The 17,006-nt window shown below is 62.2% G+C and carries 16 protein-coding genes and 1 tRNA gene; 13 read left to right on the forward strand and 4 right to left on the reverse strand.

What is annotated here, in order from left to right:
- Window positions 1-2: 2 nt before the first annotated feature.
- The 3 genes from KW062_RS07735 to KW062_RS07745 all read left to right on the forward strand — a co-directional run bounded on the left by KW062_RS07735 (window position 3) and on the right by KW062_RS07745 (window position 1,676).
- Window positions 3-761: an MBL fold metallo-hydrolase gene (locus KW062_RS07735; RefSeq protein WP_027619253.1), complete on the forward strand. Its 759-nt coding sequence runs from the start codon at window positions 3-5 to the stop codon at window positions 759-761.
- A gap of 28 nt (window positions 762-789) precedes the next feature.
- The gene (purC, locus tag KW062_RS07740) at window positions 790-1,503 is read left to right on the forward strand and encodes a phosphoribosylaminoimidazolesuccinocarboxamide synthase (protein WP_095171833.1); all 714 of its coding nucleotides are present in this window, start codon (window positions 790-792) and stop codon (window positions 1,501-1,503) included.
- A gap of 83 nt (window positions 1,504-1,586) precedes the next feature.
- A tRNA-Ser gene (locus KW062_RS07745) sits at window positions 1,587-1,676 on the forward strand.
- Window positions 1,677-1,895: 219 nt separating this feature from the next.
- Here KW062_RS07745 and KW062_RS07750 read toward each other — a convergent pair.
- The gene (locus tag KW062_RS07750) at window positions 1,896-3,014 is read right to left on the reverse strand and encodes a succinylglutamate desuccinylase/aspartoacylase family protein (RefSeq protein WP_218424829.1); all 1,119 of its coding nucleotides are present in this window, start codon (window positions 3,012-3,014) and stop codon (window positions 1,896-1,898) included.
- Window positions 3,015-3,264: 250 nt separating this feature from the next.
- On the opposite strand from KW062_RS07750, the gene KW062_RS07755 reads away from it, so the two are divergent.
- The 7 genes from KW062_RS07755 to KW062_RS07785 are packed head-to-tail and all read left to right on the forward strand — an operon-like array spanning window position 3,265 to window position 10,862.
- Window positions 3,265-4,866 (forward strand): 5-guanidino-2-oxopentanoate decarboxylase, encoded by a 1,602-nt coding sequence (locus KW062_RS07755; RefSeq protein ID WP_027619250.1) that lies wholly within the window; start codon window positions 3,265-3,267, stop codon window positions 4,864-4,866.
- 33 nt (window positions 4,867-4,899) lie between these two features.
- Complete coding sequence (locus KW062_RS07760; protein ID WP_105754299.1) at window positions 4,900-6,483, forward strand: peptidase M20; 1,584 nt, start codon at window positions 4,900-4,902, stop codon at window positions 6,481-6,483.
- 51 nt (window positions 6,484-6,534) lie between these two features.
- On the forward strand, window positions 6,535-7,350 hold the full coding sequence (locus KW062_RS07765; RefSeq protein WP_305729857.1) for an ABC transporter ATP-binding protein: 816 nt from the start codon (window positions 6,535-6,537) through the stop codon (window positions 7,348-7,350).
- Window positions 7,351-7,403: 53 nt separating this feature from the next.
- Window positions 7,404-8,180: a transporter substrate-binding domain-containing protein gene (locus KW062_RS07770; protein ID WP_027619247.1), complete on the forward strand. Its 777-nt coding sequence runs from the start codon at window positions 7,404-7,406 to the stop codon at window positions 8,178-8,180.
- 36 nt (window positions 8,181-8,216) lie between these two features.
- Window positions 8,217-8,930 (forward strand): ABC transporter permease, encoded by a 714-nt coding sequence (locus KW062_RS07775; RefSeq protein ID WP_051550545.1) that lies wholly within the window; start codon window positions 8,217-8,219, stop codon window positions 8,928-8,930.
- Between the two features lie 12 nt (window positions 8,931-8,942).
- Window positions 8,943-9,632 carry an ABC transporter permease gene (locus KW062_RS07780; RefSeq protein ID WP_027619245.1) on the forward strand — a complete coding sequence of 230 codons (690 nt, stop codon included), beginning with the start codon at window positions 8,943-8,945 and terminating at the stop codon, window positions 9,630-9,632.
- 48 nt (window positions 9,633-9,680) lie between these two features.
- Window positions 9,681-10,862, forward strand: a complete 1,182-nt coding sequence (locus KW062_RS07785; RefSeq protein ID WP_027619244.1) for a pyridoxal phosphate-dependent aminotransferase — start codon at window positions 9,681-9,683, stop codon at window positions 10,860-10,862.
- A gap of 136 nt (window positions 10,863-10,998) precedes the next feature.
- Here the strand turns inward: KW062_RS07785 and KW062_RS07790 are convergent, their stop codons facing one another.
- The gene (locus KW062_RS07790) at window positions 10,999-11,208 is read right to left on the reverse strand and encodes a hypothetical protein (protein ID WP_105754300.1); all 210 of its coding nucleotides are present in this window, start codon (window positions 11,206-11,208) and stop codon (window positions 10,999-11,001) included.
- 234 nt (window positions 11,209-11,442) lie between these two features.
- Here KW062_RS07790 and KW062_RS07795 point away from each other — a divergent pair, with 234 nt between their 5' ends.
- Window positions 11,443-12,363 (forward strand): LysR substrate-binding domain-containing protein, encoded by a 921-nt coding sequence (locus tag KW062_RS07795; protein WP_027619242.1) that lies wholly within the window; start codon window positions 11,443-11,445, stop codon window positions 12,361-12,363.
- Between the two features lie 77 nt (window positions 12,364-12,440).
- Window positions 12,441-12,806, forward strand: a complete 366-nt coding sequence (locus KW062_RS07800) for a 5-carboxymethyl-2-hydroxymuconate Delta-isomerase (protein ID WP_027619241.1) — start codon at window positions 12,441-12,443, stop codon at window positions 12,804-12,806.
- Window positions 12,807-12,813: 7 nt separating this feature from the next.
- Here KW062_RS07800 and KW062_RS07805 read toward each other — a convergent pair whose 3' ends face one another.
- Window positions 12,814-13,749, reverse strand: a complete 936-nt coding sequence (locus KW062_RS07805) for a LysR family transcriptional regulator (RefSeq protein WP_105754301.1) — start codon at window positions 13,747-13,749, stop codon at window positions 12,814-12,816.
- Window positions 13,750-13,841: 92 nt separating this feature from the next.
- Entirely contained in the window at window positions 13,842-15,026 is a 1,185-nt protein-coding gene (locus KW062_RS07810) for a cyanate transporter (RefSeq protein ID WP_105754302.1), read from the reverse strand.
- Between the two features lie 470 nt (window positions 15,027-15,496).
- On the opposite strand from KW062_RS07810, the gene KW062_RS07815 reads away from it, so the two are divergent.
- Window positions 15,497-16,867 (forward strand): glutamine synthetase family protein, encoded by a 1,371-nt coding sequence (locus tag KW062_RS07815; RefSeq protein ID WP_027619238.1) that lies wholly within the window; start codon window positions 15,497-15,499, stop codon window positions 16,865-16,867.
- The last annotated feature ends 139 nt before the right edge of the window (window positions 16,868-17,006 follow it).

The following is a 17,006-nucleotide window of genomic DNA, read 5'->3' on the forward strand; positions in this document are numbered from 1 at the left end:
GAATGCGTTTTGCCGTTCTCGGCAGCGGTAGCCAAGGGAACGGCACGCTGATAGCCAGTGACGACACCTGTGTCCTGGTCGATTGTGGTTTCTCCCTGCGGGAAACCGAAAAACGCCTGCTGCGCCTGGGTGTATGCCCGACGCAGCTGAGCGCGATACTGGTAACCCACGAACATGCCGACCACGTGCATGGCGTGGGTTTGCTGTCTCGGCGCTACAATATTCCCGTTTACCTCAGCCGTGGCACCTTGCGCGGGATGCGCAAGCCGGTAGAACCGGCAGGGTTCGTGGCTGGAGGTGAACAGTTGCAGATCGGCGGGCTGAGCATCGGCGTGATCGCCGTGGCCCATGATGCACGGGAACCGACGCAATACGTCTTCAGTGACGGCACGCGGCGGTTTGGCCTGCTCACCGACCTGGGTTCGTATTGCGCGACCGTGCTGGACGGCTACAAGGACCTCGATGCGTTGATGATCGAGTCCAACCATTGCCGAGACCGCCTGGCGCGTGGTCACTACCCGACCTTTCTCAAGCAGCGGGTGGGTGGCGAACTGGGACATTTGAACAACCACCAGGCGGCATTCCTGGTGTCCGAGTTGGGCTGGAAAGACCTGCAACACCTGGTACTGGCCCATCTGAGCAGCAAGAACAACCTGCCGCAGCTGGCCCGGCAATGTTTTGTCGACACCCTCGGGTGCGACCCGGACTGGCTGCAACTGGCCGATCAAGATTCAGGGCTCGACTGGCGACACATCGCCTAGCCCATCTACTTAGCAAGCGGAGCCCATCATGGAAAAACGTGAAGAACTCTACCGCGGCAAAGCCAAGTCGGTTTACCAGACCGACGACGCCAACCGCTTGATCCTGCTGTTTCGCAACGACACTTCGGCGTTCGACGGCAAGCGCATCGAACAACTCGATCGCAAAGGCATGGTGAACAACAAGTTCAACGCCTTCATCATGCAGAAACTCGAAGCGGCCGGCGTACCGACCCAATTCGACAAACTGCTGGGCGACAACGAGTGCCTGGTCAAAAAGCTGGACATGATCCCGGTTGAATGCGTCGTGCGTAACTACGCCGCCGGCAGCCTGGTCAAGCGCCTGGGTGTGGAGGAGGGCATGAAGCTCAACCCTTACACCTTCGAACTGTTCCTCAAGGACGACGCCAAGGGCGACCCGTTCATCAACGAATCCCACGTTGTGGCGTTCGGTTGGGGCACTGCCGAGCAACTGGTGCGCATGAAAGAACTGTCGCTCAAGGTCAATGAAGTCCTGAGCAAACTGTTCGACGACGCCGGCCTGCTGCTGGTCGACTTCAAACTTGAATTCGGCGTATTCCACGACGGCTCCATCGTCCTCGGCGACGAATTCAGCCCGGACGGCTGCCGCCTGTGGGACAAGGCCACCGGCAAGAAGATGGACAAGGACCGCTTCCGTCAGGGCCTGGGTGACGTCATCGAAGCCTACGAAGAAGTCGCCAACCGCCTTGGCGTACCGCTGTAATCGACGCAAGCATCTGATAGCACGGAAAAAAATTCACCAGAGGGCTTGCTTTCGGTGACCGTGCTGTTATGATTCGCGCCGTTGGAGAGATGCCAGAGTGGCCGAATGGGACGGATTCGAAATCCGTTGTACCTTCACCGGTACCTAGGGTTCGAATCCCTATCTCTCCGCCATTACACAGAAAAAGCCCCCGTCGCTGAAAAGCGCGGGGGCTTTTTCGTTGTGCGCTTTTTAATCTTCGTGGCCTGCCAGCGTAGCTAAGGCCTACTCATCCTTGTAGAGCGAGCTTGCTCGCGAAGGTCTCAAACGCGCGACGTTTCTCCAGTGGGCATTCGGATCGCCGCCCGGCTCGTATCCACAGAAGACTCGTAGTGACTCAATATTTTTTGGCTTCACGCTGAAACCACCACCCCACCCGCCAACGGCACCGCCCCCGCCACCTTGCACAACTCCACTCCCGCTGCGGCAAAGCGGATGGCGCTGCGCATGTACATCACCCCACTCGTGGTGCTACACACCACCTGGGTCGTACCGCTGATGGGGTCAATGAGGTGGACCACCGGTTGATCGCGCTCGATCCAGGCGCCCGGGCTGTGCAGGAACACCACCAGCCCGGCGCACGGGGCGCGCAGGGTCAGGGAGCCGTCGAAGGGGGTGATGGGGTGGAGCAGGGCCGGTAGCGGCGGCGCAGTCCCGGCGAGGATTCCTCGGTGTTGCAGGAAGGCGTAGAGCGCGGCGGCGTCGTGGCGGGCCAGTGGATGCTCTACTTGCGCTTCGCCACGCAGTTCGACGGTGGCAGCCACGCAGCCGGACGGTATCGGGAAGCGGCCTTCAAAGTGTTGCGCCAATCGCCACCAGGGCTGGCCGCAGGCTTCGTCGAATGATCCGGCGCCGGTCCCGCTAGCCAGCAACGTGGCCTGGGCGCCGATGTAGCGGGCGAGGGGGGCGAGCTCGTCCCGGTAGGGCGTCTCGCCGTACAGATGGACTACTGCCTGGGCATCGCAATGCAGGTCGAGGACAAAATCGGCATCCACCGCCAGCAGTAGTTGTGCCTGGCGCAGGGAGTCGATTTCGCTGCCCGGCTGCAGGCATTGCAGGGCTTCGACCATCGCCTGGCGAATGATCCGGCGGTTCTCCAGCGCATCGCTGCCCAACTCGTCGTTGATGCTTTCGACGATCATCGAGGCCAGGTCCGGGTATCGCCGGTTGAAGTTCTCGCCACTGTTGAAATCGAAACGGCCCATGGCGTCGTGCATCAGGGTCTGTTCCAGGCCGATCGGATTGGCGATCGGCACCAGGACGATTTCGCCGAGGATCTCACCACGCGACTCGGCGGCGTCGAGCAGTTGCCGCAAGTGATGCAACGCCAGCATGCCTGGCAGTTCGTCGGCGTGCAGGCTGGCTTGCAGGTAGACCTTGCCGGCGCCACCGGCCTGACCGTAATGCAGGCTGATCAATTCACGCCGGGTGCAGGGCGTGCGGGTCAGCAAGGGGTGATGGTGCACGCGCATGGGGCGCTCCTTGTCAGGTCGAGCGTTGCATCTTTATGAAAGTTCACGCCCCCCACAATCGAATAATTTGCCCGTCACTGGTGAGCCAGATGATCCTTTCGCCCCTGCGTGAGGGGTAGCTTTTGTTCAATTAAATTGGACAAAGGCGCAAATTTATTTCGATTGATGTAATTGTTTTGTCACCAATACTAGAGCCCTCGAAACAGGCAGGGATACGCCTGCCTCATCATAAGAATAAAGAGGTGCTCGCATGACCAGCTGTGCCCAGGCGCTCGTCCAGTTACTCGAAGGCTACGGTGTGGAGTCGGTGTTCGGCATTCCCGGCGTGCACACCGTCGAACTGTATCGCGGACTGCACGGCAGTTCGCTGCGCCACATCAGCCCACGCCATGAGCAGGGCGCCGGTTTCATGGCCGACGGCTATGCCCGCGCCAGCGGCAAACCGGGGGTGTGCTTCATCATCACCGGCCCTGGCATGACCAACATTCTCACCGCCATGGGCCAGGCCTACGCCGACTCGATCCCGATGCTGGTGATCTCCACCACCAGCCGCCGCGAGCATCAGCGCCTGGGTCATGGCTACCTGCACGAAATGCCCGATCAACGTGCAGTAGTCGCCGGGGTCTGCGCCTTCAGCCATACCCTGCAGCGGCCGCAGGAGCTGCCGGAAGTGCTGGCCCGTGCCTTCGCGTTGTTCAACTGCGCGCGTCCACGTCCGGTGCACATCGAAATTCCTCTCGACGTACTCGAGATGCCGGCCGATGGTCTCGATTTGCGTCCACGCAACTTGCCGCAAGCCCCGGCGCCGGCCGCCGCGAACATCGACGCGGCGTTGCAATTGCTGGCAGCGGCACGCAAGCCGCTGATCCTCGCCGGTGGCGGTGCGCGGCGTGCGGGCCAGGCGTTGCAGGCACTGGCCGAGCGTCTGCAGGCCCCCGTCGCGCTGACCACCAATGCCCGTGGCTTGCTGGCGCCGGAACACCCTTTGTTGCTCGACGGTGTGCAATCGTCGGCACACGGCCGGGCACTGTTCGGCGAAGCCGATGTGGTCCTCGCGGTGGGCACCGAGCTGGGTGAAACCGACTACGACTTTTTCGGCCTCGGGCCATTGGCGTTGAACGCGCCGCTGATTCGCCTGGACATCGATCCGCTGCAAATCCTCGGCGCCACCCGTGCCGACGTTGGCCTGCTGGGCGATGCCGGACTGGGCTTGCAAGCGCTGTTGAATGGCCTGTCCGACACTCAGGTCAGCGACTGGCCGAGCCTCAGCGTAGCCCGCACCAATGCCGCCGAGCGCAGCAGTTGGAGCCACAAACAGAACGTCATGCAGCAGATGCTCGACACCCTGCGCGACAGCCTGCCGGCGCCGATTGTGGTCGGCGACTCGACGCAGCCGGTGTATCAGGGCGCACTCGGCTACCGGGCGCCGCAAGCCAATAGCTGGTTCAACGCCGGCACCGGTTTCGGCACCCTCGGCTACGGCTTGCCGGCGGCGATTGGCGCCAAATTGGCGATGCCGGAGCGTCCGGTGCTGGCGGTGGTTGGCGACGGTGGCGTGCAGTTCTCCAGTGCCGAACTGATCGCCGCCCGTGAAGCCCAGGCCGGGGTGATCGTGGTGCTGTGGAACAACCACTGCTACGCCGAGATTCGCGACTACATGACCGCGCGCGATATCCCGCCATTGGGCGTCGACATCCTGCCACCGGACTTCGCAGCGCTGGCCAAGTCCTGCCACGTGCAGCACCTGTCGATCAGCAGCCGCGAGCAGTTGCGTGAAGTGCTCGCGGGTCTCGTCGACACCCGTCAGCCGGTGCTGCTGGAACTCGACGCCGCCGCCTTCCTGTCTGCCTGAGCAGCCTCCGCCGAACCCTTGGGAAAAAGTCGCATGGAATTGCAGAAAAGATTTGCCCGCAAATGGATCGACCAGCACCGCCAGCAATTGTCCGACTGGCACCAGATTATCTGGCACTACGCGGAGCCGGCGTTTCGTGAATACAAATCCTGCGCCTGGTACGTCGAACGGCTGCGCAAGGAAGGTTTCACCGTTGAAGAAGGCAGCGGCGGCATGCCGACGGCCTTCTGCGCCACCTTCAGCAATGGCGACGGTCCGGTGCTGGCGACCTACGCCGAATACGACGCGGTGCCCGGCAACTGCCAGGCCGCGACCACCCGCAAAATGCCGCGCGATGGCCTGTCACGCTTCGCCCCGGGTCATACCGACCCGCATTCGGCGCTGGGCATCAGTGCCCTCGGCGGGGTGCTGGCGGCCAAGGCGGCGATGCTCGAATTCGGTATCCAGGGCACCATCCGCTTCTTCGGCGAGCCGGCGGAAAAACTTCGGGCGTCGAAGCCGGTCCACGCCGCCAAGGGTTACTACGACAACCTCGACGCGGCGATCAGCTTCCACCCGACCTACATGCTGCCGCTGAACAACACCACCACCTGGGACACCCATTGCGGGATCGCCTACGCCTACATCTATAGCTTCACCTGCGAAGACCCGGAGAACTGGATCGCCGCCGACCGCTACAGCCCGATCCCGCAGAATCACCTGGCCGCCCGCGCGCCGGGGGCCAACGATGCGCTGATGCACTTCTACAACCTCAACGAAAGCCTGCGCCGTTCGACCCTGCCGTTCACCGGGCTGTGGAGCTACAACGAAGCCATCCTCACCGCCGGCCAGGCCACGGCCGACAACCTGCCGCCACACTTGTCGCAGATCCAGTACCTGCTGCGCTGCGACTCGATCGAGCAGGCCGAGACCATTTCTTCGGTGATGGACAACAACGCCGCCGCTGCGGCGATGGCCACCGGTTGCCAGTGGAAAAAGACCTGGGTCTGCAAGTCCCGTGGCGGCCTGGCCAACCACGTCCTGGCCCAGTCCACCTACGACAATCTGGCCGCCATCGGCGCGCCGCAGTGGGGGCTGGAAGCCTGTGAAATCGCCCGGGAAATCCAGGTCAACCTGGGCCTGGAACCGATGGCCGAACCCTTTCTGCCAGCCATCGAACAACTGATCGATCCGCAGGAGTGCGAACGGCAGATGCGCCTGCAAATGCCGGCCTGGCAGAAATACCTGACCTCCGACGACTACCCGGAATACACCTGGCATTGCCCGACCGTGCGCTTGCTGGTGGCGCGGCCGATGCTTGCTGCGCCGGCCGGTCACGTCTACCCGGACTGGGTCTCGAATGCCCTCGGCGGCATTGCGCAGACCATCGACCCAATGATCGACGTCGCCTCGAAAACCATCGCCACCACGTTGCTCGATCTGTTCTGCAACGAGGATCTGCTGGCCGCCGCCAAGGCCGAATTCGACCAGCGCACCGGCGGTGGCATCGGCGGCGAACACTGGCAGGCACCGTTGCTGCCCAGCGACTTCCAGGCTCCGCACCGTTTCCGCTGGCCGGAGTACATCAGCACCGTGCGCGGTGAGGAATGGTGGATCCCGGCGCGCGAGGACGAGTGATCCCAGCGTCAGCCCTGCGTACCGAAACAACAAGAATTCGAGGAACCAGACGTGCAAGCACTGACCAACGTCAACATCCCGCAGCCCGAGGCGGACACCGCCGTCGTCGCCATCGACGACCTGCATAAAAGCTACGCCGATCACCACGTGCTCAAGGGCATTTCGATGCGCGCCAAAGAGGGCGAGGTGGTCTCGCTGATCGGCTCCAGCGGCTCGGGCAAAAGTACTTTGCTGCGTTGCATCAACCTGCTGGAAATCCCCTGCAGCGGCAGCCTGCGGATCAATGGTGAACAGGTAAAGCTGAAGACCGGGCGCCACGGCGAGGCGCAGGTCGCCGACCCGCGTCAGGTCGAGCGCCTGCGCACGCGGCTGAGCATGGTGTTCCAGAGTTTCAACCTGTGGCCCCATCGCACGGTGCTGGAGAACGTCATCGAAGCACCGGTGTATGTGCTCGGTGAGGACCGCAAAGAGGCCACCGCCCATGCCGAACACTTGCTGGAAAAAGTCGGCCTGATCGACAAGCGCAATGTCTATCCGGCGTTCCTTTCCGGCGGCCAGCAACAGCGCGTGGCGATTGCCCGCGCCCTGGCCATGCGTCCGCAAGTGATGCTGTTCGACGAGCCGACCTCGGCCCTCGATCCTGAGCTGGTGGGCGAAGTGTTGCGAGTGATCCAGGGCATCGCCGAAGAAGGCCGGACCATGATCCTGGTGACCCACGAAATGGCTTTCGCCCGTGACGTGTCGAGCAAGGTGATTTACCTGCACCAGGGACGGGTCGAGGAAGAGGGGACGCCGCAGCAGGTGTTGCTGGATCCGCGCAGCGAGCGCTGCCGGCAGTTTGTGATGGCCCAGGATAACCGCGGGTAATCGCGCCGGTTTTTTCAACCTCGATAACAACAACCTGAAAGAGGCACCCCTGCATGAAAAAAACTCTGTTGGTTACCCTGCAAGCCTGCGTCCTGGCCGCTATCGCGAGCAGCGCCGTGGCCGCTGACAAACTGGTGTTCGGCATCGCCCTGGAACCCTATCCGCCGTTCTCGTTCAAGAGCGGCAAGGGCGACTGGAGCGGTTTCGAGCCGGAGATGATCACCGCCGTCTGTGCACGTATGCAGGCCGATTGCACCCTCAATGAAATGTCCTGGGACGGTCTGATTCCAGCCCTTAAATCGCAGCAGGTGGACGTGGTCCTCAACTCGCTGTCGATCACCCCCGAGCGCCAGCAGGTGATCGATTTCACCCAGCCGTATTTCTTCACTCGCGCCCTGTGGATCGGCGAAAGCGCGCTGCCGCTGGAAGCCACCCCGGAAGGCCTGAAGGGCAAGATCATCGGCGTGCAGGGCTCGACCACTCACTCGGCGTTCGTCAAGAAGTACTACGGCGCGACCTCGACCATTCGTTACTACAACGATCAGGACGACATCCTCTCCGACCTGCGCAGCGGCCGTATCGACATCATGCTCGGCGACCAGTTGGTGGTCGAACCGCTGCTCGACCAGCCGGAAAACTCCATGCTCGCCAGCAAGGGTGTGGCGCCCCTCGATCCGTTGTTCGGTGAAGGCGTCGGCGCTGGCGTGCGCAAGGGCAACGACGCCCTGCGTGAGCGTTTGAACGTGGCGCTGCAAGCGCTGCGTGACGACGGCACCTACCAGAAGATTCAACAGCGCTACTTCAAGACCGATATCTCGGCCCTTGAGTGATCCGCTGTATCAAGCAAACCCAGCGAAGGTGTGCGCATGACTGTTACTGAAATTTCCCGGCTGTTTTTTGCTGACGGTTGGCTGCAGGCCCTGGCCGAGGGCATGGTGAAAACCCTGGGTATTTCCCTGGGCGCCTTCGTCCTGGGATTGTCGATCGGTTTGATCGTGGCCATGGTCAAGCTCAAGGGGCCGCGCTGGATGGTGGTCTGTGCCAATTGGTACACCACCCTGTACCGCGCGGTGCCGGAATTGCTGCTGATCCTGTTGCTGTATTACGCCGGCGCCGACCTGATCAACCTGACCATGGCCGCGCTCGGCCAACCGGCGGTCGAGATCAACGGTTTCATGGCGGCGGTGGTGGTGCTTGGCATCGTTCAGGGCGCCTATTCGGGTGAAATCATCCGTGGCGCCATCGAGTCGATTCCCCATGGCCAGATCGAGGCGGCACGCGCTTATGGCATCAACCGGTTGATGCTGGTGCGCCGGGTGATCCTGCCGAGCATGCTGCCGTTCGCTATCGCCGGGCTGTCCAACCTGTGGCTGGTGCTGGTCAAGGAAAGCGCGCTGATCAGCGTGGTCGGCTACAGCGAACTGCTGACCGCCGGCCGCCAGGCAGCGGCCTCGACCAAGCACTACTTGCTGTTTTACCTGGCGGTCGCGGCGTTCTATTACCTGATCACGCTGGTCTCCAGTTCGGTCTTCCGGCAGGTCGAAGTGCGCTTCGAACGCTGGATGCCACGGCACTCATAGGGAAGGGCGGTGATGGACTTTCAATGGATAAGCAGTTTTTACAATGAATTGGTCAGGGGCCTGGGGCTGACGCTCCAGTTGCTGTTGATCTCGGGGTTCTTCGGTTTCCTGATGGCGATTGGCGTGGCCCTGGGGCGTTTGTCGAAGAATCCGTTTCTGGCCAACGGCCTGCGGTTCTACACCAGTGTCCTGCGTGGCACGCCCTTGCTGGTGCAGATCTACGTGCTTTACTACGGCGTGGGCAGCCTGTTCGCCACCTTCCCGTTGATTCGCGGCAGTATGTTCTGGCCTTACTTGCGTGAAGGTTTCTGGTACGTTGCGTTTGCCCTGACCCTGAGTGTGTCGGCCTACGTCGGCGAAGTGCTGCGTGGCGGTTTGCGCGCGGTGCCGCGTGGCGAGCTGGAAGCGGGCCGGGCCTATGGCATGCGCCCGTGGCTGGTGCTGCGGCGGGTGTGGATGCCACGGGCGTTGCAGATGTTGCGGCCGACCCTCGCAGGCGAAAGCGTGATGTTGCTCAAGGCCACGGCGCTGGCCTCGACGGTCGCGGTGACCGACCTGCTCGGCGCGGCGAACCTGGTACGTGCGCAAACGTTGCGGGTCTATGAACCGCTGCTGGTGGTCGCGGTGATCTACATCATTCTGGCGATCGTGATCGAACAAGGCTTTGCCCGTATCGGCAAGACGCCCCAACGTCAGGCCTGACTTCAAGGTTATTGAAACCTCGGCCCGAGGGCTCACAAGGAGTTTCACATGAAATATTCGTCCATGGTCCAGCGCATCAGCGGTGAAACCGTCACCGCCTGGGACATTCACTACGCCGCCTGCGATGCGCAGGAGCGTGGTGAAGATGCGATCGTGCTGAGCATTGGCGATCCGGATTTCGCCACCGCCGACGAGATTTGCGCGGCGGCGGTGCAGGCCTTGAACGAGGGCGATACCCACTACTGCCACGTGATCGGCCGCCCGGCTCTGCGCGAGGCGATTGCCGCCAAGCAGAGCGTGTTACTCGAGCAGCCGGTGTCCGCCGAGAACGTGGCGTTGGTGGCGGGTGCGCAGAACGGCTTGTACTCGGTCGCCATGTGCCTGTTCGAGGCTGGCGATGAAGTGCTGGTGCCGGCGCCGATGTACCTGACGTACGAAGCGAGCATCCAGGCCAGCGGCGCACGTCTGGTGCCGATTGCCCAGCCGGCGGAAAACGATTTCCGCCTGACCCTGGCGGCGATCGAAGCGGTGATCACTGACAAGACCCGTGGCATCGCCCTGGCAACGCCGAACAACCCCACCGGCAACGTTTACACCCGCGAAGAGCTGGAAGCCGTGGCCTTGGTCGCCCAGCGCCATAACCTGTGGGTGATCAGTGACGAAGTCTACGGCCAGTTGACCTACGACCGTCCACACCAGAGCGTGGCGACCCTGGAAGGCATGACCGAACGCACGGTGGTGCTTAACAGCCTGTCGAAATCCCACGCCATGACCGGCTGGCGCGTGGGCTGGGTGGTCGGCCCGAAAGAGTTGATCGGCCATCTGGATAACCTGCTGCTGTGCATGCTCTACGGCTTGCCGGGGTTTATTCAGGCGGCGGCTTTGAAGGCGCTGGAACTGGACGAGCAGGTCGTGGGTCACGCCCGCGAGCTGTATCGCCGGCGTCGGGATCTGGTGGTCGAAGGTTTGCGCAACGTGCCGCTGCTCAAGTGCAAGGTGCCTGAGGCTGGCATGTTCATGCTGGTGGATGTGCGTGAGACCGGGCTGTCGAGTACTGATTTTGCCTGGCAGCTGTTCCGCGCCACCGGCGTCTCGGTGCTTGATGCCAGTGCCTTTGGCGCCAGTACCACGGGCTTTGTGCGGATCTCGTTCACCGTCTCCGATGCGGCGCTGAGTGATGCCTGTGGGCGGATTGCCGGGTTCATCGATGGGCTTAAAGCCCGCGTCTGAACCTCACACCTCCCCCCTGTAGGAGCGAGCCTGCTCGCGAAGAATTCAAGGACACCGCGGACATCCTGAATGTCCGCGTTATCGTTGACGTTCTTCGCGGGCAAGCGCGCTCCCACAATGGTGTGGCGTCGTTTTTTTAAGCCAGCTTATGCCCCAACTCCAGCTCAATCAGCGCATACACCTGTTTGTGGGTGGAGTTTTTCAGGGTGTTCTCCTTGCACGCCTTGCTCAGCAGGTCCTTGACATCCTGCTTGTGTTTTTCCGGGTACAGACCGGCCACATAGTCCGTCTCGTGCTTCTGGCTGCAGTTGAAATGCAGGTCATCTTTGGCTTTGTCTCTGGCCATGGTAGGGCTCCTTGAGTCGTGTTTGTTTCGGGCAAATGCGACGAAATCGGACTCAGGGTAACGACGATTTTTGCGCGCGCCAGACGCTGCGGAAAAAAAGGAAAAGCCTGTACGACGCGGCTGTCATCGAAGCGTTTTTTTAAACGCGCCGACCTGATCCAGCGCCATTGTCGATGGACGCCGCGCCTCGTGGCTCCCTAAACTGGCGCCAGTCATGGAGAGTGGGGGCGGTAGATGAATCGCAATGAACTGCGCAAGGCCGACATCAATCTAATGGTGGTGTTCGAAACGCTGATGCTCGAGCGCAACGTCACCCGAGCGGCGGAAAAACTCTTTCTCGGCCAGCCCACCATCAGCTCGGCGCTCAATCGCCTGCGGACCATGCTCAACGATCCGCTGTTCATTCGCGTCGGCCACCGCATGGAGCCGACGGCCCGCGCTGAAGAGTTGATCCAGCACCTGTCCCCGGCGCTCGACGCTCTGTCCTCGGCCCTGAGCCTGACTCGCGATTTCGATCCGTTGAGCAGCACCATGACCTTCCGCATCGGCCTGTCCGATGACGTTGAATTCGGTTTGCTGCCGCCGCTCCTGAGTGCCTTGCGCAAGGAGGCGCCGCAGGTGGTGTTCGTGGTCCAGCATGTCGACTATTGGCGCATCCCCGACCTGTTGGCGTCCGGCGATATTACCGTCGGCATCAGCCAGACTCGTGGCCTGCCGGCCAATGCCAAGCGCAAGTTGCTGCGGCATATCCAGCCGAGCATCCTACGCGCCGATGCTTCCGATACCCCGCTGACCCTCGATGAATATTGCGCCCGCCCGCACGTGCTGGTGTCGCACACGGCCAACGTCAGCGGCTTTGCTGATGAGTGGCTGGCGGAGATCGGCCGCACGCGCCAGGTAGTGCTCTCGGTGCCGCAATACAGCGCCTTGCCGGCCTTGCTCGCCGGCACTGACCTGATCGCCAGCCTGCCGGATTACACCGCGACTGCCATGGCCGCTTCTGGGCAACTGTTCAAGGAACCGTTCCCGTTCAAGACCCCGACCCTCGACCTGTCGATGGTCTGGCTCAGCCACGTCGACACCGACCCGGCCGAACGCTGGCTGCGCTCGCGTCTGGAAGCCTTCATGAGCGATCGCGACAAACCCGCAGCCTAAGGATTTCCCGCATGGAACGGGAGGTGGCAGCGTGGTATATCTAGCGCCCTTTGAGCGTCACCACAAGGAAGACTGCAATGCCCCACCTGCACATGGAATACACCGCCAACCTGCCAGAGCTCAACGTCGATGTAGCGTTGCTGCGTTTCAACCAGGCGCTAGTTGCCTCGGGGCATTTCGGCGATGAGTTCGACATCAAGAGCCGGGCAATCAAGCTGGATACTTACCGGGTCGGCACCGGTATCGGTGAGCGCGGATTTGTCGCGCTGTACCTGTCGATGCTCAGTGGTCGTTCGACGGAAGTCAAAAACCAGTTATCGCAAAGCCTGCTGGCGATTCTTCAGGACCTGGGCCCATGGCCGGCCGGGGTCGAGGTGCAGTTGTCCGTGGAAGTGCTCGACAACGATCGCGAGACTTACAACAAGGTCGCCATCGGCCGCTGATTTCTCCTCAGGCCTGCTCCTGCGCGGTGCAGGCCTTGATCACCTGTTCGCGTAACCAGCGGTTGGCGCTGTCCGACTCGCGGGTTGGGCTCCATAGCATGTCCAGGCTGAAACCCGGCAAACCCTGCGGCGCGGCGCAGTGGCCGAACATCGGTGCTGTGGCGATTGCTTGCTGGATGCGTCTCGGCATGGCGAGGATGTAGTCGGTGCCGGCGATCAGCTTCAACGCTGCGCCATAGCTATTGGCGCGGGCCACCACCTGACGCTTGTGGTCCCGCTGCGCGAGCCAGCCATCGACCATGTTGGTGCTGGAGGTCCAGGGCGTGGGGTACACGTGCCGGCGCTCGGCAAAGTCCTTCAGGCTCATGGGCGAAGTCGCGGGCAGGGTGCCTTTGTCGACCACACAGACCAGTTCGTCTTCGAGCAGTACCTGCGATCGGAACTCGCCATGGCTTGGGTGAAAGTTCGGGCCGAAGCCGATCACCAGGTCGATGCTGCCATCGCGCAATGCGTCGGCGGGGATGTCGGCTTCGAGCTTGTGCACATTAATGGTCACCGGCCAGTCGAGCGCGGCGAAGTACTGCAGCAGGCGCGGCAACAACAGGTGCTCGAAATACTCCGGTGCACACAGGTTGAAGGTCACCGCCTGGCGCGTCGGATCGAAGGCCTGGACCCCGGCATGGCAACGGTTGAGGCTTTCGATGATTTGCAGCACATGGGGGTACATGTCGGCGGCTCTGGGCGTCGCTTGCATGCCGGTGCGGGTGGTGATGAACAACTCGTCGGCGAAACTGTTGCGCAACTTCTTCAGGCAGTAACTCGCCGTCGACTGACTGACACTGAGTGCCTCGGCGACCTCGGTCAGGTTGCCTTGTCGGTACACCGCAACGAAGACCATCAGGTCTTGCATGTCGAGTTTGCGCAGCACGTTACTGTTGAGCATTCACACCGTCTCGTTCAGCGGTCTGCCCATGAACGGCGCAGACCTGAACCGGCGATGCTAACGCATGTGGTCAAGATTTTGGGTGGGGGCGCTCAGGTGATGTGCCGGGCGTAATACCGTGGATTGAGGCGCAAGGCCATCAGGATCATCACCAGCATCACCGCCGTCAGCGACCACCAGGCCCATTCGAAGCTGCCCGACAGGTCACGGATCATTCCGGCGAGCAGCGGCGAGATCCCGGCGATCAGGTAACCGATGCCTTGCACGAACGCGGTCAGGCCGCCGGCACGCTGCGGGTTGTCGAGGTGGTCGAGGCTGACGATCAGGCTCATTGGGAACAGACCGCCAATGCCCAGGCCCAACAGGCTTGTCCACAGCAGGCTGAGGGCGTGTGGGCTGAGTATCAGGCCAACGAAGCCGACGACGATCAGGCTCAGCAGAATCACCAGCACCAGGCGTTTGTCGCGGCTGCGGTTGGCCAGGGCCGGGGTTAGCAACCCGGAGACCACTTCCATGGCGGTGAGGAAACCCAGGAGCAGGCCGGCGTCCTGTTCGCTCCAGCCTTGCTCCGCGTAATAGGGCGCCAGCCAGGCCAGTACGCAGGTGTAGGACGCCGTGCCGAGGCCGAAGAAGATTGCCAGCAGCCAGGCGCGGGCATTGCCGGCGAAGGTGCTCTTGACCTGCGAGCTGGCTGCAGGCGTCGGCAGGGCTGAGCGCTGCGCGTACCAGAACAGCAACGCCGCCACCGCCAGCGCCGCCCAGATCGCCAGGCCAATGCGCCAGCTTCCAGTGCGCGCCATCACCAGCGGCGCAAACGAAGCGGCAATGGCCGCACCCCCCATGATCGAGGTGACGTACAGGCCCATGAACAGCGAGACGTTGTCGCGAAAGCGCGACTTGATCAGCGCCGGCATCAGCGCCTGAATCAACGCAATGCCGATGCCGGCCAGTACCGCGCTGAGAATCAGCTCCACGGCCGAATCGAGAAACAGCCTTGATGCAGTGGCCACAGCGATGATCAACAGCGACCAGACCACCGTGCGATGCTCACCCAGGCGCCGACTGACCGCCAGACCCAAAAACATCGCCAGCCCCATCGCCATCACCGGCAGCATGGTCAGCAGCGAAGCGAGGCTGAAACTCAGGGGAATGTCAGTGCGGATACCCGAGAGCAACGGACCGACGGCGGCCATCGACGGACGCAGGTTCAGCGCGACCAGAACCACGGCGAGCATGAGCCAGACGGCGGGGCGGGAGGTGGAGCGTACATTTTCCATAAACGGGCCTTGATCAACGAAGTCTGGATTAGGCCGTTTGGAGGAGGGGACAGCAAATCAGAAAGTCCGGGGCGGGATTTAGAAATTAAATCGGGGGAATCGTTAACTGGCTTGCTATGTCCGGGAGATCGCATCGCGGGCAGGCCCGCTCCCACAGGGGGATTTCAAGTCTGAGAAGAAGCGGCGCCGGGCAATGTTTAGTTCATCCACAACCAAACTCCTTCAAACCTGAATTTAACGACGCTTCCTCACATGTGACGCTGCTCAGCCTCTGTGTTCCGCGATTGAGCTTATGGACCTGTCAGCCCTGCCTTCGCAACTGGCCTTCTGGGCGCTGTGGCATTGTCGCCATGCGCGTCCACCGGATGTTCGTATTTCCCGTTGATTCACTTCAAGCGGTCCCGGTATTGCGCCGGGGCCTGACTGGCGGTGCCTGTGCGCCTGCCTGACCTGGAAATACGAGCGTTCCCATGAGTCCCTTTGCCTCCCTGCAAGAAGCCACTGATTTTCTGCAAGCCAACCCCGATATCGAGATGTTCGAGTTGTTCATCCTCGACAACAACGGCGTGCCCCGGGGCAAGTTGTTGCACCGCGATGAACTGCTGGCGGTCTATCAAAGCGGGCGGCCGTTGCCCAGCACCATTCTCGGCCTGACCATCAATGGCGACGACGTGGAAAACTCCGGGCTGGTCTGGGAGGTGGGTGACATCGATTGTCGCGCCTACCCCCTCAGCGGCAGCTTGCAGCGCATGCCGTGGCGGCAGATTCCGACGGCGGCGGTGCAGGTCAGCATGCACCCCGAAGAGGGTATGCCGGCGACCATCGCCGATCCCCGGCAGTTGCTGGTCAAGGTCATCGACGGGCTCAAGGCCGACGGCTATTACCCGGTGATGGCGGCCGAGCTGGAGTTCTACCTGCTCGATCAACAACGCGACAGCCACGGCCGACCCCAACCGGCGCGGGACGTCGACGGGGGTCGACCGCGCTCGACCCAGGTCTACGGCCTGCGTGAGCTGGAGCAGATCGAACCTTTCCTCGCCGACCTCTACAGCGCCTGCAAACTCCAGGGGATTCCAGCACGCACGGCGATTTCCGAGTACGCCCCGGGCCAGGTGGAAATCACCCTAGAGCACCGCAGCGATGCACTGCAGGCGATGGATGAGGCGGTGCGTTACAAGCGCCTGGTCAAGGGCGTGGCGCACAAGCACGGGATGAGCGCGTGCTTTATGGCCAAGCCATTTGACGACTTGGCCGGCACCGGCATGCACATGCACGTGAGCATTGCCGATGAGCACGGCAACAACCTGTTCGCCAGCGAAGCGGCGGATGGCACGCCGTTGCTGCGTCACGCGGTGGGCGGCATGCTCAGCACCTTGCTCGACTCGCTGCTGCTGTTCTGCCCCAACGCCAACTCCTATCGTCGCTTCCAGAGCAACAGCTACGCGCCGCTGGCAGCCACCTGGGGCGTCGACAACCGCACCGTGAGCCTGCGGGTGCCCGGTGGCCCGGCGTTTTCCCGGCACATCGAGCACCGCATTTGCGGCGCCGATGCCAACCCGTATCTAGCGGCAGCGGCGATTCTGGCCGGCATCCATCGCGGTATTCGCGAACAGCGCGACCCCGGCGCTCCGGTCGAAGGCAATGGCTACGCCCAGGCCAAGGAATTGCTGCCCACCGATTGGCTGACCACCCTGCGCGCGCTGGAAAACTCGTCCTGGGCGCGCGATGCCTTTGGCCCCGAATTCCTCGGCGTGTACCTGGCGGTCAAGCGTGCCGAGTACCGCCAGTTCATGGGCGAAGTTGGCGAGCAGGACTGGCGCTGGTACCTGCACCAGGCCTGAGCCACGGCAAGACCTTGAAGCCAACTATTTGTTGGCTTCTTTTTCACGAAAAATTGATACCGGTCTGCTTAAAGTTTGTGCTGTCGTCAGCAAAGAATAATTCGTTCCTGGCGGGCGTCACTTACTTCAGGAATCTGCA

It is taken from the genome of Pseudomonas fluorescens (assembly GCF_019212185.1).
Classification (GTDB): domain Bacteria; phylum Pseudomonadota; class Gammaproteobacteria; order Pseudomonadales; family Pseudomonadaceae; genus Aquipseudomonas.

Excerpts from the sequence above, each read along its gene's own strand:
- KW062_RS07770 (WP_027619247.1), top strand. The coding sequence starts at position 7,404 with ATGAAAAAAACTCTGTTGGTTACCCTGCAAGCCTGCGTCCTGGCCGCT.
- KW062_RS07760 (WP_105754299.1), top strand. The coding sequence starts at position 4,900 with ATGGAATTGCAGAAAAGATTTGCCCGCAAATGGATCGACCAGCACCGC.
- KW062_RS07755 (WP_027619250.1), top strand. The coding sequence starts at position 3,265 with ATGACCAGCTGTGCCCAGGCGCTCGTCCAGTTACTCGAAGGCTACGGT.
- KW062_RS07735 (WP_027619253.1), top strand. The coding sequence starts at position 3 with ATGCGTTTTGCCGTTCTCGGCAGCGGTAGCCAAGGGAACGGCACGCTG.
- KW062_RS07810 (WP_105754302.1), bottom strand. The coding sequence starts at position 15,026 with ATGGAAAATGTACGCTCCACCTCCCGCCCCGCCGTCTGGCTCATGCTC.
- KW062_RS07795 (WP_027619242.1), top strand. The coding sequence starts at position 11,443 with ATGAATCGCAATGAACTGCGCAAGGCCGACATCAATCTAATGGTGGTG.
- KW062_RS07800 (WP_027619241.1), top strand. The coding sequence starts at position 12,441 with ATGCCCCACCTGCACATGGAATACACCGCCAACCTGCCAGAGCTCAAC.
- KW062_RS07750 (WP_218424829.1), bottom strand. The coding sequence starts at position 3,014 with ATGCGCGTGCACCATCACCCCTTGCTGACCCGCACGCCCTGCACCCGG.
- KW062_RS07780 (WP_027619245.1), top strand. The coding sequence starts at position 8,943 with ATGGACTTTCAATGGATAAGCAGTTTTTACAATGAATTGGTCAGGGGC.
- purC (WP_095171833.1), top strand. The coding sequence starts at position 790 with ATGGAAAAACGTGAAGAACTCTACCGCGGCAAAGCCAAGTCGGTTTAC.
- KW062_RS07790 (WP_105754300.1), bottom strand. The coding sequence starts at position 11,208 with ATGGCCAGAGACAAAGCCAAAGATGACCTGCATTTCAACTGCAGCCAG.
- KW062_RS07815 (WP_027619238.1), top strand. The coding sequence starts at position 15,497 with ATGAGTCCCTTTGCCTCCCTGCAAGAAGCCACTGATTTTCTGCAAGCC.
- KW062_RS07785 (WP_027619244.1), top strand. The coding sequence starts at position 9,681 with ATGAAATATTCGTCCATGGTCCAGCGCATCAGCGGTGAAACCGTCACC.
- KW062_RS07805 (WP_105754301.1), bottom strand. The coding sequence starts at position 13,749 with ATGCTCAACAGTAACGTGCTGCGCAAACTCGACATGCAAGACCTGATG.
- KW062_RS07775 (WP_051550545.1), top strand. The coding sequence starts at position 8,217 with ATGACTGTTACTGAAATTTCCCGGCTGTTTTTTGCTGACGGTTGGCTG.